This is a genomic window from Bartonella sp. AP7XZML, assembly GCF_042195745.1.
Classification (GTDB): domain Bacteria; phylum Pseudomonadota; class Alphaproteobacteria; order Rhizobiales; family Rhizobiaceae; genus Bartonella.
On sequence record NZ_JBHIOT010000068.1, the window covers coordinates 68077 to 82628 of the forward strand.

Here is a 14552-nt window from a genome sequence, read left to right on the forward strand (position 1 = left end):
ATATCATTTTTCCATTTTCAACAAATTGAGTTGTGCTGAATCATTGTGTTTTGCTGTATATGTTCTTAAATAGGACAATAGGAATTGAGTTTTACATTGTATGAAAAGAAATCAATATTAAAAAGTAAAGTTAATATTAAGGAGTTTCCTTATGACAGAACATAAGCCAGACATAATGTATGGTACAACAATTATTACGGTACGAAAAGGTGGAAAAGTCGTGATGGCCGGTGATGGTCAGGTCTCTCTTGGACAGACAATTATGAAAGGCAATGCACGTAAAGTGCGTCGTCTTGGAAAGAACGGAGTGGTTATTGCTGGTTTTGCAGGTGCTACGGCAGATGCTTTTACATTACTGGAGAGATTGGAAACAAAGCTTGAACAATATCCTGATCAGCTTATGCGTGCTTGTGTGGAACTTGCAAAAGATTGGAGAACAGATCGCTATTTGCGTCGTCTCGAAGCAATGATGCTCGTGGCTGATAAGAAAGTAACTTTGGCTCTAACAGGGCTTGGTGATGTTTTAGAGCCAGAAGATGGGGTTATGGCAATTGGCTCTGGAGGAAATTTTGCTCTTTCAGCAGCGCGTGCACTCATGGATTTGGATTTGGATGCAGAAACTATTGCTCGTAAAGCTATGGCTATTGCCGCTAAAATTTGTGTTTACACCAATGATCATTTTACGATTGAAACATTGGATGCAGAATTATCTTCTTTAGAGAAAGCTATTTAAATGTGTGTTGTATTTTCCCCTCGTGAAACTGTTTCTGAACTTGATCGTTTTATTATTGGCCAAAATGATGCCAAACGCTCTGTAGCTATTGCACTGCGCAATCGGTGGCGTAGGCAACAGCTTGATGAGCCGATGCGTGAAGAAGTTATGCCAAAAAATATTTTAATGATAGGGCCAACAGGAGTTGGTAAAACTGGTATTGCACGTCGATTAGCAAAACTTTCTGGAGCACCCTTCGTTAAAGTAGAAGCGACTAAATTTACTGAAGTTGGTTATGTGGGACGTGATGTTGAGCAAATTATTCGAGATCTTGTTGAAATTGCCATTTCTCTTGTGCGTGAAAAGAAACGGGATGAAATAAAAGAAAAGGCTCACGTGAATGCTGAAGAGCGCGTTTTAGACGCCCTTGTTGGTAAAACAGCAAGTCCTGCTACCCGTGATAGTTTTCGTAAAAAATTGCGTGAAGGTGAATTGGATGAGAAAGAGATTGAAATTGAAGTCGCCGATAATAATAGCAATAGTGCTTCAACCTTTGATATTCCTGGTATGCCTGGGGCACAAATGGGTATTATGAATTTATCAGATATTTTGGGCAAAATGGGCAGTCGTACAAAAGTCCGTAAGACGACAGTAAAGGATTCTTTTAAACCGCTCATTGATGATGAATCTGAAAAACTCCTTGATCAGGAGCAAATTATTCAAGAGGCGCTTCGTGTTGCTGAAAATGACGGTATTGTTTTTATCGACGAGATTGATAAAATTGCAACCAGGGATGGTGGAGCAAGTGTTGCGGTTTCGCGTGAGGGCGTTCAACGGGATCTTTTGCCTTTGGTTGAAGGAACAACAATTGCTACAAAATATGGGCAAATCAAAACAGATCATATTCTTTTTATTGCCTCAGGTGCATTTCATGTTTCCAAGCCATCTGATTTATTACCGGAACTTCAAGGACGTTTGCCCATCCGTGTGGAGCTGAACCCTTTAACAAGGGAAGATTTACGGCGCATTTTAACGGAACCAGAAGCTAGTTTGATTAAACAATATATTGCTCTTATGGCAACAGAAGAGGTTCATTTGGAAATTACCGATGATGCAATTGATGCTTTAGCAGATATTGCTGTAGATTTAAATGCAAGGATTGAAAATATAGGGGCACGTCGTTTGCAAACAGTGATGGAGCGCGTTTTGGATGAGATTTCTTTCACTGCACCTGATAAAGCTGGAACATCGTTTATAATTGATGCTGCTTACGTGAGAAAATCTATTGGCGAGCTTGCTGCTGATATCGATCTTTCACGTTTTATTCTTTGAAAGTTATTGCTTGTTCTGTTTATCTGCGTGCTTCGATAATTTTGAAACCATGGGCTTGTTCATGTATCAACACTGTGCGGAAAATATTTTTTAATAATGTTTCATAAGGCAGGTGGCGGTTTGCAACAAAAAGCAGATTGCCGCTTGGCTTTAAGCACTTTGCAGCATTTATAATAAAATTTTTTCCTAATACAACATCTGTTGTTTGTTGTGTGTGAAACGGTGGATTTGAAATGATTGTGTCATATAGATTTGTGATAGGTTCATGTACAAGGTCATGCCAATAAAAATGAATTGGAAAAGGAGCTGTTATGGATTTAAGGTGCTGTTTTGCTGCTCTCAAAGCGTTGTAGTCTGCTTCATAAAGGTCGAGAGCGGTGAGTTTTTCACTTCTTTCAAGCGCAACGTGAGAAAGATAACCCCATCCAGCACCAAAATCAGCCGTTTTTCCAGAAATAATTTTGAGCATATAAGAAGCAAGCGCAGCAGATCCTGGATCAATACGTCCGTGTGAGAACATACCAGAAGTGGTTTGAAATTTACCAAAAGTGAGCGGTGGTGAGCGCAATTGCGCAATGTTATGTCTCTCAATTTGTTGAGGAACTTGCAACCAAAATACAAGACCATGATTTTTAGACAATTTATTGGTGATGGGAACAATTGTTTTGACCCATTTCATCATTGAAGCAGCACCAGCAGTTTTATCCCCACTGATTACAATCCATCCATTGGGTTTAACGCATTCTAATAAATCAAGAAAACAATTTTGGTTCAAACCACGATATTTGCTCAAATGTAAAAATGCACCATCATAGCTGAAAGTTTTATCTATTTGAGGAGAGCAGTGAAATTGAGTATCGACAAATTTTAAAAAATCTGGTCGCCAAGGCGTAATAACTTTTAAATTTTGTGCCCATTCTGGAGCTGGGATTTCTGTTAAACCAAAACTTAGCCAACACTGGTTTGGATCAGGATACGGGAGTTCATGATTTTCAAAAGGCAAAAATAATAACACATATGACTCTTTCAAAGAAAAATGCCACTCCAATATTGGGATGGCATTTCATGATACGTTAAGAGGAAAAACTTACTCTTCTTTTTTCTTTCGGCGGCGCTTATTTTCAGGTTGTTTTTTTTCATCCACGCACTTTTCTTCATTCATCGCTTTATCACCGGTGATTTCCTTTCCGGTTGTTTGATCAACGACCTTCATTGATAACCGAACTTTTCCACGCTCATCAAAGCCCATTAATTTAACCCAAACTTTGTCACCTTCTTTTACAATATCGGTTGTTTTGGTGACGCGTTCTGATGCAAGCTGAGAGATATGAACGAGTCCATCACGAGAACCAAAGAAGTTTATAAATGCACCAAATTCTGCAGTTTTTACAACTGTTCCTTGGTAGATAGCACCAACTTCAGGCTCATCGACAATAGAATGGATCCAACGTTTTGCTGCTTCAATGGTTTTAGCATCAGCAGAAGCAATTTTAATGGTACCATCATCTTCAATATTAATTTTTGCTCCCGTTTGTTCCACGATTTCCCGAATAACTTTACCACCAGAGCCGATAACATCACGGATTTTATCGACAGAAATATTCATAACTTCGATTCGTGGAGAAAATTCACTCAGCTCAGCACGTGCACTGGTTAAAGCTTTCGCCATCTCATTAAGGATATGGATTCGTCCACCTTTGGCTTGTTCAAGCGCGATTTTCATAATCTCTTCGGTAATACCATCAATTTTGATATCCATTTGCAAGGCAGTAATACCATTTTCTGTTCCTGCGACTTTAAAATCCATATCTCCAAGATGATCTTCATCCCCTAAAATATCAGAAAGAACAGCAAAGCGTTCTCCTTCTTTAATCAAGCCCATAGCAATACCAGCAACAGGGCGTGCTAGAGGAACACCAGCATCCATAAGAGCAAGTGAGGTTCCACAAACCGTTGCCATAGAAGAAGAGCCATTGGATTCAGTGATTTCTGAGACAGCACGAATGGTATAAGGAAAAGATTCTTTCGTTGGTAACATGGGGTGAATTGCCCGCCATGCCAATTTGCCATGTCCAATTTCACGACGACCAGGAGAACCAAGGCGTCCCGTTTCACCCACTGAAAATGGTGGAAAATTGTAATGGAGAAGGAATGTTTCCTTATACATTCCTGTCAAGGAATCAACATATTGTTCATCTTCACCAGTTCCCAATGTTGCAACGACAATCGCTTGTGTTTCTCCGCGGGTAAAGAGTGCTGATCCATGTGTGCGGGGTAAAATACTTACTTCTGATTGGATAGGGCGTACGGTAGAAAGATTGCGTCCATCAATCCGCTTTTGGGTATCAAGAATGTTTCCGCGAACAATTTTTGCTTGCAACTGTTTAAATACGGTTGCAATTTGATCTGCACTAAATTGACAGTCTTTTTCTGGTTCTGGCATAAATTTATTGAGGATTTCTGTCTTTAGTGCATCAATTGCAGCATAACGTTCTTGCTTATCAGTAATTGTGTAAGCCTTTCGTATATCCTGTTCTGCCATTTTCTGCATCGCTTTTTCAAGCTCAGAAAGATCTTCAGGAACAAAATCACGAGGATCTTTTGCAGCAACTTCAGCAAGCTTTATAATGGCATCAAGGACAGGTTGAAGGCCTTTGTGACCAAACATTACGGCCCCCAACATGATATCTTCCGGTAATTCTTGTGCTTCTGATTCAACCATCAAAACAGCACTTTCTGTTCCAGCAACAACAAGATCAAGTTTTGATTCAGGCATTTCATCGATATGAGGATTAAGAACATATTGTCCATTACAATAGCCAACGCGGGCACCAGCTATAGGACCCATGAAAGGAACACCTGACAGGGTCAATGCGGCAGAAGATGCAATCATCGCAAGGATATCGGGATTGTTTTCGAGATCATGCTGTATAACGGAAACAATAACTTGTGTATCATTTTTATATCCCTCAACGAAAAGGGGACGAATTGGGCGATCAATCAAACGTGAAACCAAAGTTTCATTTTCACTTGGTCGACTTTCACGTTTTAAATAGCCCCCAGGTATTCGACCAACAGCATAGGATTTTTCTTGATAATTAACGGTGAGTGGAAAAAAGTCCTGGTCTGGTTTTGGGATTTTGGCCGATACAACGGTTGCTAAGACAATCGTTTCTCCATAGGTAGCAATCACTGCACCATCAGCTTGACGCGCTATTTTCCCTGTTTCAAGGGTGAGCGGACGCCCGGCCCATTCAATTTCTATCTTGTGCGTTTTGAACATTTTTTATCCTTAATGACCAGTGTTTAAATCTTTGATTGCTCACATTCTGGTTTTGCGTAGCATACTTCCAAGATCTGGGGTGGACAACATACTTTTTATCTTTGTTGCAAGAAAAGAGAAGTAAACTGCTTAAATGCGAAATGATGAGCAGTCCTATCCCATAATAACTTATCAGTTTTTAAAATTTTTAATTAAAAGCAACACGTTGAAAAAATGGGTGTTTTTTTTAATACCACTTCCATTTTTCTTTTAGCGACGCAAACCTAACTTCTTTATAAGTGTCTGATAACGATTTTGGTCAACTCCTTTAAGATAATCAAGAAGACGCCGACGTTGAGACACCATCTTCAAAAGACCACGACGAGAATGATTATCCTTTTTGTGAGATTTAAAGTGGTTTGTTAAATTAGAAATACGTTCAGAAAGTACAGCAATTTGCACTTCTGGTGATCCTGTATCACCAACTTTGTTTGCGTATTCTGAGACAAGAGCTTTTTTACGTTCAGCTGTAATCGACATCGTATTATCCTTTCCAAAAACGAAGAAACATAAAGTCACCCATAGCCGAGATGTCGTTCAGCAAGGGTCTGTGAGAAAACAGGAAAAGTCGAAGACTCTTACCTATTTTCGTTCTTATATAGGAAAGAAGGTTAAAATACTAGTCCTTGACAGCATTTTGAAGTCTTTCTTTAAATAAAAGCTTTTGTTTTGAAATATTGATTTAAATAGAGTTTTATGAGAAGTTTTTTAAAGAATTATGCATCCTTTTGATACAAAGATTATGAGCGTGTATGTGGTAACAAAAGTGATAAATACCGATTTGGAGGAAAAAGATGCAGAGCATTTCAACATTAAAACTTTTTCGTAATTCGGTATTTCGAAATTTATGGTCATCTACTCTTATTTCTAATTTAGGGGGGCTGATACAGGCTGTTGGAGCAGGGTGGTTAATGGCGTTGATTAGTTCTTCGCATTCCATGGTTGGGCTAGTTCAAAGTGCCACAACATTACCACTTGTTATGTTTTCTTTGATGGCAGGGGCATTAGCTGATAATTTTAATCGGCGTCAAATTATGTTGTGTGCGCAGATTATGATGATGGTCATATCGATGAGTTTATCTGTTTTAGCCTATATGGGATTTCTAACACCTTGGCTTTTGTTATGTTTTACGTTTTTGATTGGATGTGGTACAGCTTTTTATAATCCTTCTTGGCAAGCAACGATAGGAGATATTGTGAGCAGGGAAAATATTCCTGCTGCTGTTAGTTTGAATAGTGTCGGCTTTAATTTGATGCGGAGTGTTGGTCCTGCTATTGGTGGTGCCATCATTGCAACTTTGGGGGCATCTGCTGCTTTTTTGTTTAATGCTATAAGCTATATTCCTCTTATTGGTGCGTTGTTTTTCTGGAAGTCGAATTATGAAAACAACTCATTGCCACGAGAAAGGCTGTTAGGAGCTGTCTCAGATGGTTTGCGTTATGTTGCGATGTCACCTAATCTGCTGAGTATTATGGTTCGAGCGTTCCTTTTTGGTATAGGAGCAATTTCTATTTTAGCACTTTTGCCAATTGTTGCGCATAAAGTTCTTGGAGGAAGTGCCCTTCTTTATGGTACATTGCTCGGTTGTTTTGGGTTAGGAGCCATGACAGCAGGTATTATTAATGCAGTTGTACGGCATCATTTTCGTTCAGAAACAATTATTACAAGTGCATTTATTGGTTTTGCCTTTTCTTGCTTTTTATTGGGAATAAGCCGTTCACTGATTATAAGCCATATTGCTTTATTTCCTGCAGGGTTATGTTGGGTTTTGGCATTATCATTGTTTAATACATCTGTACAACTCTCTACACCACGCTGGGTTGTTGCACGTTCTTTAGCACTTTATCAAACGGCATCTTATGGGGGGATGGCTATTGGAAGTGCAATCTGGGGAGTTTTGGCTGATGGTTATTCTCCAACAATTGCTTTGAGCGTTTGTTCTCTATTCTTGATTTTTGGTGCTCTTGCGGGGGTAAAATTTAGAATTCAAGAAATTCCTCAGATAGATTTAAATCCTCTTGATCATTTTAGAGAGCCGGAATTATTACTTGACCTCAAAGCAAGAAGTGGCCCGATCATGATAATGATCGATTATAAAATTCATGAAAATGATCTTGAAGAGTTTCTCAAAGTGATGACGCGTCGACGCCATATTCGATTACGTGATGGTGCGCGTCAGTGGGTCCTTTTACGAGATCTTGAAAGACCTGAATATTGGACAGAGGCTTATCATATGCCAACATGGGTAGATTATTTACGCCATAATCATCGTCGTACAAAAGCAGATGCAGAAGTCAATAAGCGTCTACGTCATTTAAATTGTGCTCCTAACGGTATAAGAGTGCACCGCATGATTGAACGCCAAACAATACCTCAAGCCAATGAGATGCTTTTAAAAGTTTCCTCTGATCATCTCCCTTAGGGTTAAAACAGTTTTTGTAGAATTACATATATTAATATTATTTCGATCAATTTGTTAGCATAATCATAAAAAATTGCTGTTTCAATATTTAATGAATTGATTTATAATGGTTACTTGTCATTTTTCATGTTGAGTGATAGTTCTGAAAATCTTAAGCTTTTCTCGTTTCAAATCTATTTAGAGTAGATCAGTCCATATCTTTGCTTGTACATTATAAACGAGGACTAAAGTATGAGTAAAAAACGATTGAAAAAGAAATAAAAAGCCTCTTATGAATCCTTTAAATGCAAGGATTATTGCGACATTAAGAGGAAAAAGTGTGTGGTGGTGTTAGCTTATAGCACTGACTTAAATTTTGATATGAATACGGTAAATATAGACAATGAAAAGCACCATATTTTTCTTAATTGATAGAGAAAAATATCTTTCCGCAAAAGGTGGTTGGGAAAAGAATCGATTAAATTGTGAAAATCCGCTTTGGTTTAAATAGACCTTTGTCGAGAGTGCCAATAGCAAGAAGTTGTTCCTTATAGAGGACACAAATTTCCTCTTCATCAAGAGGTGCTTTGTGATGATTCAAGAGGATAGAATGGCCTCTTATAATTCTCTGTGCTTGAGTTTCATTAAGGATATAGTGAGGGAGGCAATCCAATGCGGCGCTTGTGTCAATTAAGAGCCCATCGAGTGTTGAGAAGTTTTTTTCAAAAGAACGATTATTCTCATCTGTAGTGTTTTTATTTGGCGGAATGGCCGCTTTTAGTTCCTCCCATGTAATGAGATCTTCTTCATCAAAAGGTGCGACGGCAATACGTCTTAAATCAGCAATATGCCCATAGCAACCGAGATCACGTCCCATATCGCGTGCTAAAGAGCGCACATAAGTTCCTTTTCCGCAGGTTATTTCAAAGACAGAATGCTCTTTGGTAGGCATTTCTAATAACTTGAAAGTTTCTATTTCCACTTCACGGGGCGGAATTTCAACAACTTCCCCTTCACGCGCTAAATCATAGGCACGATTTCCGGCAATTTTGATTGCTGAAAATTGTGGAGGTGTTTGCAAAATAACACCTGTATATTGAGGAAGAAGAGCAAGTATTTCTTCTTGTGTTGGACGTATGAGAGAAGTTTTCGTTATTTCTCCTTCTAAATCATCTGTTGAGCGCTCTTGCCCCCAAGCAATATGAAAACGGTAAGTTTTTTTGCCTTGCATCACGTAAGGGACGGTTTTGGTTGCTTCGCCCAATGCAATGGGAAGGAGACCAGAAGCAAGAGGATCAAGTGTACCCGCATGTCCTGCCTTTTGAGCATGGAAGAGCCATTTGATTTGTGAGACAGCTTCTGTTGATTTCATTCCTTTTGGTTTATCAAATATGACCCAGCCAGAAACAGGACGCCCTTTTTTCTTGTGTTGCCGCGCCATATCTTTAATCCTCATCTGTATCACTATGGTGAAGATCGCGTGCAACCTCAGGCGAGCGAAGGAGGGCATCAATTTTTGAAAAATTATCAAAACTATTATCAAGTCGGAAACGCAGTTCTGGCATATATTTCATTTGTCGCAACGCATGACTGATTTCTCCACGGAGAAAACGACTATGTTTATTGAGGGTATCAACAACATCGGTATGAGAAGCATTTTTAAGAGTGCTGAGAGGTGATACAAAGCAAGTAGCAATTTTTAAATCTGGTGACATGCGTACTTCAGAGACAGAAATAACAATATCTTTTAAGATATCATCAAGCAAAATATCACGCTGTAATATATGCGCTATTGCATGACGTACTTGCTCTGCTACTCTAAGTTGCCGTTGTGATGGCCCTGCATTTTTCATCAAAGTTTTATCCTTGCTACAAGATCTCTTTTTTGACCATTTAGATAAGCAAAAAGAAATATTGTGTATAAAACTAATAACTTTTCTCATTTCACAACAGAGTAAAGTTATTGGATTATTTTATAATGTGCGATTAATATGTTCGATACGGAAGGTCTCAATGATGTCTCCTGCACGCATGTCTTCATAATTTTCAAAGGCTATTCCACATTCTTGACCATTTTGCACTTCATTGACTTCATCCTTAAAGCGTTTGAGTGTTTTCAGCTTTCCTTCGTGAATAACGATATTATCGCGGATAAGGCGAACACCGGCTCCTCGTTCTATTTTACCTTCTGTAACACGACATCCTGCAACTTTTCCAATTTTTGTAATGTTAAAGACTTCTAGAATTTCAGCATTACCAAGGAAAGTTTCACGCTGTTCTGGTGAGAGTAATCCAGACATAGCAGCCTTGATATCGTCAACAAGATCATAAATGATGTTGTAATAACGAATTTCAATACCTTGTGTTTTAGCAAAATCACGTGCCTGCTTATTGGCTCGAACATTAAAGCCAATTACAGCAGAGTTAGAAGCTTCTGCAAGAGAAATATCACTTTCGGTAATTCCTCCAGCACCAGAATGTACAATACGTGCACGAACCTCGTCATTTCCGAGTTTTTCCAATGCTGAAGCGATTGCTTCAATTGATCCTTGCACATCTCCTTTTATAATAAGAGAAAATTCCTTAACACCAGTCGTTTGCAATTTTGTCATCATCTGTTCAAGAGAACCACGCGAACCAGTTTGCCGCGCAACAGCTTTATCACGTGCTAATCGTTGCCGATATTCAGAAATTTCACGTGCTTTTGCTTCATGTGTGACAACAGCAAAACGGTCTCCGGCTTGTGGTGTTCCTTGCATGCCTAAAATTTCAATTGGTGTAGAGGGAACGGCCTCTTTGACATGGCGGCCATGGTCGTCAATCAAAGCACGCACACGACCCCATTCATTTCCGGCAACGATAATATCAGAAGGGTGTAATGTACCTTTTTGAACAAGAACTGTTGCAACAGACCCACGTCCGCGATCCAATTTGGCTTCAATGATAACGCCCTCTGCAGTTCGTTGAGGATCTGCTTTCAGATCAAGCATTTCAGCTTGAAGAAGGATAGCTTCGAGAAGTTTATCAAGATTTTGACCAGTTTTAGCAGAAACTTCAACGTCCAAAGTTTCTCCACCCATAGTTTCAACAAACACTTCATGTTGTAGAAGTTCTGTACGCACTTTTTGTGCATTCGCAGCTGGTTTATCAATTTTGTTGATAGCAACAATGATAGGTACACCAGCAGCTTTCGCATGATTGATTGATTCAATCGTTTGAGGCATAACACTATCATCAGCGGCTACAACGAGAACAGCAATATCAGTAACACGAGCTCCGCGTGCACGCATAGCCGTAAATGCGGCATGACCTGGTGTATCAATAAAGGTAATTTTTTGACCATTTTGTTCTACTTGATAGGCACCAATATGCTGCGTAATACCTCCTGCTTCGCCAGAAACAACATTTGCTTTACGAATAGCATCCAAAAGAGAAGTTTTTCCGTGGTCAACATGGCCCATAATGGTTACAACAGGGGCACGCTGCTGCATGTTTTGAGGATTATCTATTATATTAAAGATACCTTCTTCTACGTCAGATTCTAAAACACGTTTAACAGTATGGCCAAATTCAACAGCGATGAGTTCGGCAACATCTGCATCAATAACATCGCCAGGTTTCATCATTTGTCCTTGTTTCATCAAGAATTTAATCACATCAACAGAACGCTCAGTCATACGTTGTGCGAGCTCTTGAATGGTAATCGTTTCAGGAAGAACAACTTCGCGAGAAATTTTTTCTCTTGGTTCTTGATTTTGTGCACGCTTAAACTTTTCCTGTCTACGCCGCATTGCAGCCATTGAGCGCCCACGTGCGCTTCCTTCTTCATCCAGTGCACTATTCAGAGTTAGCTTTCCGCGTCTCCGCTCATCAGCTCCTTTGACAACTTTTGGTACACGTATTTCTGACTTAGCAGGATTAGCACGTCGACTATGCCGTTCTTCCTCTTTATTGTCATCTATTTTGCGTTTTTCAACCACGGTTGTTTGTTTAGGCGCAATAGGAATATCTGTCTGTTCAATGAGAGGGGGAACAGGTGGAGTCTGTACTGGCAATATTTCTTCTTCTTGTTGGAGATGTATTTCTTTTTCTTTAATTTCTTGCTGTAAAATTTCTTCACGCTCTTTAGCGCGTCTTGCTTCTTCTTCGGCTTGTTCTCGCGTTATTTTTTCTTGGATATGTGCTTCTTCTAACGCGCGAAGCCTCGCTTCCATTTCAGTTGATGAAAGATTGCTTTTGGTCACAGATTCTTGAGGCTTTTTTCCCTCAAAACGCGGTTTAGAACGCTGGGGGGCCACATGCGGCTTTGTAATGGGCTGTAGGGTTTCAGCTTTTTCATCAGGTCGCGTAATTTTACGCCGTTTGGTTTCGACAACGACAGCCTTCGTACGGCCATGACTAAAATTTTGTTTAACCGTGCTCGTTTCCAAGACAGACCTCTTGAGAGTTAGTGTCTTCTTGACGGTTGTTTTGTCGTTGTTATTTTCACTCATTGTACTTCCTTCACGGCTTGTGCCGTCATCTCACTAGACTTACTATGCTTGTCGTCACGATAGCTGATCAATTTACATGTTGTTTTGAGAAATCCTTCAGCAGCTTTTGTGTCCAGTAAGGCCGCGTGCATTACAGGATTAGAGCCAAAAGCCACTCGCATTTCATCACTTGTAAATAAAGATATGGTTTTTATAGTCCGATTTGTTTGTTGTTGTATTGAATGGATGGCCTGTGCAATTTTTCGTTTCCCATCTTCTGTTGTTTCTTTAGCATGAAGTACAAGAATAACTTTACCAGAGCGGATAGCAGCGTCAACCTTTGTTGCTCCCATAACAATTGCTCCCGCTTTTCGTGCCATGGAAAGGCTTGAAAGAGCGGCTTTTAGTAAAAGCGTATCAACAACATGCACAAGATTTGGTGCAACCTCAACATCTGTTTTAAAATTTCTATGAAAAGCTTTCTGTTTTATTGCTTTCTCAATAACAGCGTGATGGGCGGAAATCCAAACGCCACGCCCTGGTAAATTCGCTTTAAGATCAGGAACAATTTGGTTGTTGGGACCAATAACAAAACGGATCAGCGTTTGTGCTGAAGCATTTTTTCGGGTCACAATGCAAGTCCGTTCATTCATTTAAAGTGTATCCACATCCAAATCATCTATTTTTTCATTTTCTGTAGAATTTCCATCTTCTACAGGATTTTCTGTAACAAGATCAGCTTGGTCTATCCAGCCTGCTTGTACACGTGCGGCTAAAACCATAGCTTCTGCATCTGCGCGTGTAATGTCAAAAGGGGTTAAAATACCAGAAAAATTCTGTGTTTGGCCTTCTTTACGTTCTCTCCAACCAGCTAAATCATCAACGGCATAGCCAGCAAAGTCTTCTATTGTTTTTACACCATCCTCACCTACAGCAACCAACATAGCACTTGTCATTCCAGGAAGTGTTCGCAATTCGTCAGAAACTCCGAGCTTTTTGCGTTTTTCATCAAGTGCTTTTTCTTGATGATCAAGATATTCGCGGGCACGACTTTGGATTTCAGCGGCGGTATCATGGTCAAAACCATCAATAGAAGCGATTTCTTCAAGATCAATATAGGCGATTTCTTCAATAGAAGAAAAACCCTCTGATGCCATAACCTGTCCGATCATTTCGTCAACCTCTAAGGCTTCCATAAACAATTTACTTCGTTCAGTAAATTCTTTTTGACGATTTTCAGATTCTTCCTTTTCCGTTAAAATATCAATGTTCCATCCTGTTAGTTGCGAAGCCAAGCGAACATTTTGCCCACGTCGTCCAATAGCAAGGCTAAGTTGATCATCTGGCACAATAACTTCAATCCGTTCAGCATCTTCATCAAGGATGATTTTAGAAACTTCAGCAGGTTGCAGTGCATTAACGACAAATGTTGCCGCATCAGGCGACCAAGGAATAATATCAATTTTTTCGCCTTGTAATTCAGCAACAACAGCTTGTACACGACTTCCTCGCATTCCAACGCATGCTCCAACAGGATCAATGGAACCATCACGTGAAACAACGGCGATTTTAGCCCGTGAACCTGGATCACGAGCAACAGATTTGATTTCTATAATACCATCATAAATTTCTGGTACTTCCATAGTGAAAAGTTTTACCATAAATTGGGGATGTGTGCGTGAAAGGAAAATTTGCGGACCACGCGTTTCACGGTGTACATCATTGACAAAAGCACGAATGCGATCTCCATAGCGGAATGATTCACGAGGAATTAATTCATCACGGCGCACAATAGCTTCACCGCGCCCTAGATCAACGATGACGTTACCATATTCCACACGCTTAACTGTACCAGAAATAATTTCACCAACTTTATTTTTGAATTCTTCATATTGCTGATCGCGCTCTGCATCGCGTACTTTTTGTACAATAACCTGTTTAGCAGATTGTGCTGCGATACGTCCAAAATCCATAGGAGGTAAAAGATCAGCAAAAAAATCACCAATTTTTGCTTCTGCTTGACGTTTGAGAGCATCAGACAAAGTAATTTCCGTTGTATAGTCTTCAACGACATCAACGATTTTAAGCAGGCGCTGTAATTTAATTTCACCTGTTTTAGAATTGATTTCAGCACGAATATTGGTTTCTTGACCATAACGAGAACGTGCTGCTTTTTGAATAGCATCAGCCATCGCAGAAATGACAATTTCACGGTCGATTGACTTTTCACGTGCAACAGCATCTGCAATTTGCAGAATCTCAAGCCTGTTAGCGCTTGTAGCCATCAATTTTCTCCTTCTTTGTGCCACACG

11 protein-coding genes are annotated in these 14552 nt (G+C 39.7%); 3 read left to right on the forward strand and 8 right to left on the reverse strand.

The window, feature by feature from the left end:
• Positions 1 to 151 precede the first annotated feature (151 nt).
• Both hslV and hslU read left to right on the forward strand, forming a co-directional pair.
• Positions 152 to 733 (forward strand): ATP-dependent protease subunit HslV, encoded by a 582-nt coding sequence (gene hslV, locus ACFILT_RS05390; RefSeq protein ID WP_012754621.1) that lies wholly within the window; start codon positions 152 to 154, stop codon positions 731 to 733.
• A complete protein-coding gene (gene hslU, locus ACFILT_RS05395; RefSeq protein WP_375679702.1) occupies positions 734 to 2044 on the forward strand; it encodes an ATP-dependent protease ATPase subunit HslU in 1311 nt (436 codons plus the stop codon). It begins immediately after the preceding gene.
• Between the two features lie 19 nt (positions 2045 to 2063).
• Here the strand turns inward: hslU and ACFILT_RS05400 are convergent, their stop codons facing one another.
• The 3 genes from ACFILT_RS05400 to rpsO form a co-directional block, all read right to left on the reverse strand.
• Positions 2064 to 3059 carry a class I SAM-dependent methyltransferase gene (locus ACFILT_RS05400; RefSeq protein WP_375678518.1) on the reverse strand — a complete coding sequence of 332 codons (996 nt, stop codon included), beginning with the start codon at positions 3057 to 3059 and terminating at the stop codon, positions 2064 to 2066.
• A 72-nt stretch (positions 3060 to 3131) separates the two neighbouring features.
• On the reverse strand, positions 3132 to 5327 hold the full coding sequence (gene pnp, locus ACFILT_RS05405) for a polyribonucleotide nucleotidyltransferase (RefSeq protein WP_375632286.1): 2196 nt from the start codon (positions 5325 to 5327) through the stop codon (positions 3132 to 3134).
• A 249-nt stretch (positions 5328 to 5576) separates the two neighbouring features.
• A complete protein-coding gene (rpsO, locus tag ACFILT_RS05410; RefSeq protein WP_375613306.1) occupies positions 5577 to 5846 on the reverse strand; it encodes a 30S ribosomal protein S15 in 270 nt (89 codons plus the stop codon).
• Positions 5847 to 6160: 314 nt separating this feature from the next.
• Between rpsO and ACFILT_RS05415 the strand changes: the two genes are divergently transcribed.
• On the forward strand, positions 6161 to 7789 hold the full coding sequence (locus ACFILT_RS05415) for an MFS transporter (protein ID WP_375678516.1): 1629 nt from the start codon (positions 6161 to 6163) through the stop codon (positions 7787 to 7789).
• A 457-nt stretch (positions 7790 to 8246) separates the two neighbouring features.
• Here ACFILT_RS05415 and truB read toward each other — a convergent pair whose 3' ends face one another.
• The 5 genes from truB to nusA form a co-directional block, all read right to left on the reverse strand.
• Complete coding sequence (truB, locus tag ACFILT_RS05420) at positions 8247 to 9209, reverse strand: tRNA pseudouridine(55) synthase TruB (protein WP_375679703.1); 963 nt, start codon at positions 9207 to 9209, stop codon at positions 8247 to 8249.
• Between the two features lie 4 nt (positions 9210 to 9213).
• Positions 9214 to 9621: a 30S ribosome-binding factor RbfA gene (gene rbfA / locus ACFILT_RS05425; RefSeq protein ID WP_375613309.1), complete on the reverse strand. Its 408-nt coding sequence runs from the start codon at positions 9619 to 9621 to the stop codon at positions 9214 to 9216.
• A 120-nt stretch (positions 9622 to 9741) separates the two neighbouring features.
• A complete protein-coding gene (gene infB, locus ACFILT_RS05430) occupies positions 9742 to 12261 on the reverse strand; it encodes a translation initiation factor IF-2 (RefSeq protein ID WP_375679704.1) in 2520 nt (839 codons plus the stop codon).
• Positions 12258 to 12893 (reverse strand): RNA-binding protein, encoded by a 636-nt coding sequence (locus tag ACFILT_RS05435; RefSeq protein ID WP_375611814.1) that lies wholly within the window; start codon positions 12891 to 12893, stop codon positions 12258 to 12260. The genes infB and ACFILT_RS05435 overlap by 4 nt, the downstream gene beginning before the upstream one ends.
• Positions 12894 to 14525 carry a transcription termination factor NusA gene (gene nusA / locus ACFILT_RS05440; protein WP_375627644.1) on the reverse strand — a complete coding sequence of 544 codons (1632 nt, stop codon included), beginning with the start codon at positions 14523 to 14525 and terminating at the stop codon, positions 12894 to 12896.
• Positions 14526 to 14552 lie beyond the last annotated feature (27 nt).

Excerpts from the sequence above, each read along its gene's own strand:
- infB (WP_375679704.1), bottom strand. The coding sequence starts at position 12,261 with ATGAGTGAAAATAACAACGACAAAACAACCGTCAAGAAGACACTAACT.
- hslU (WP_375679702.1), top strand. The coding sequence starts at position 734 with ATGTGTGTTGTATTTTCCCCTCGTGAAACTGTTTCTGAACTTGATCGT.
- rpsO (WP_375613306.1), bottom strand. The coding sequence starts at position 5,846 with ATGTCGATTACAGCTGAACGTAAAAAAGCTCTTGTCTCAGAATACGCA.
- pnp (WP_375632286.1), bottom strand. The coding sequence starts at position 5,327 with ATGTTCAAAACGCACAAGATAGAAATTGAATGGGCCGGGCGTCCGCTC.
- rbfA (WP_375613309.1), bottom strand. The coding sequence starts at position 9,621 with ATGAAAAATGCAGGGCCATCACAACGGCAACTTAGAGTAGCAGAGCAA.
- hslV (WP_012754621.1), top strand. The coding sequence starts at position 152 with ATGACAGAACATAAGCCAGACATAATGTATGGTACAACAATTATTACG.
- ACFILT_RS05435 (WP_375611814.1), bottom strand. The coding sequence starts at position 12,893 with ATGAATGAACGGACTTGCATTGTGACCCGAAAAAATGCTTCAGCACAA.
- truB (WP_375679703.1), bottom strand. The coding sequence starts at position 9,209 with ATGGCGCGGCAACACAAGAAAAAAGGGCGTCCTGTTTCTGGCTGGGTC.
- ACFILT_RS05415 (WP_375678516.1), top strand. The coding sequence starts at position 6,161 with ATGCAGAGCATTTCAACATTAAAACTTTTTCGTAATTCGGTATTTCGA.
- nusA (WP_375627644.1), bottom strand. The coding sequence starts at position 14,525 with ATGGCTACAAGCGCTAACAGGCTTGAGATTCTGCAAATTGCAGATGCT.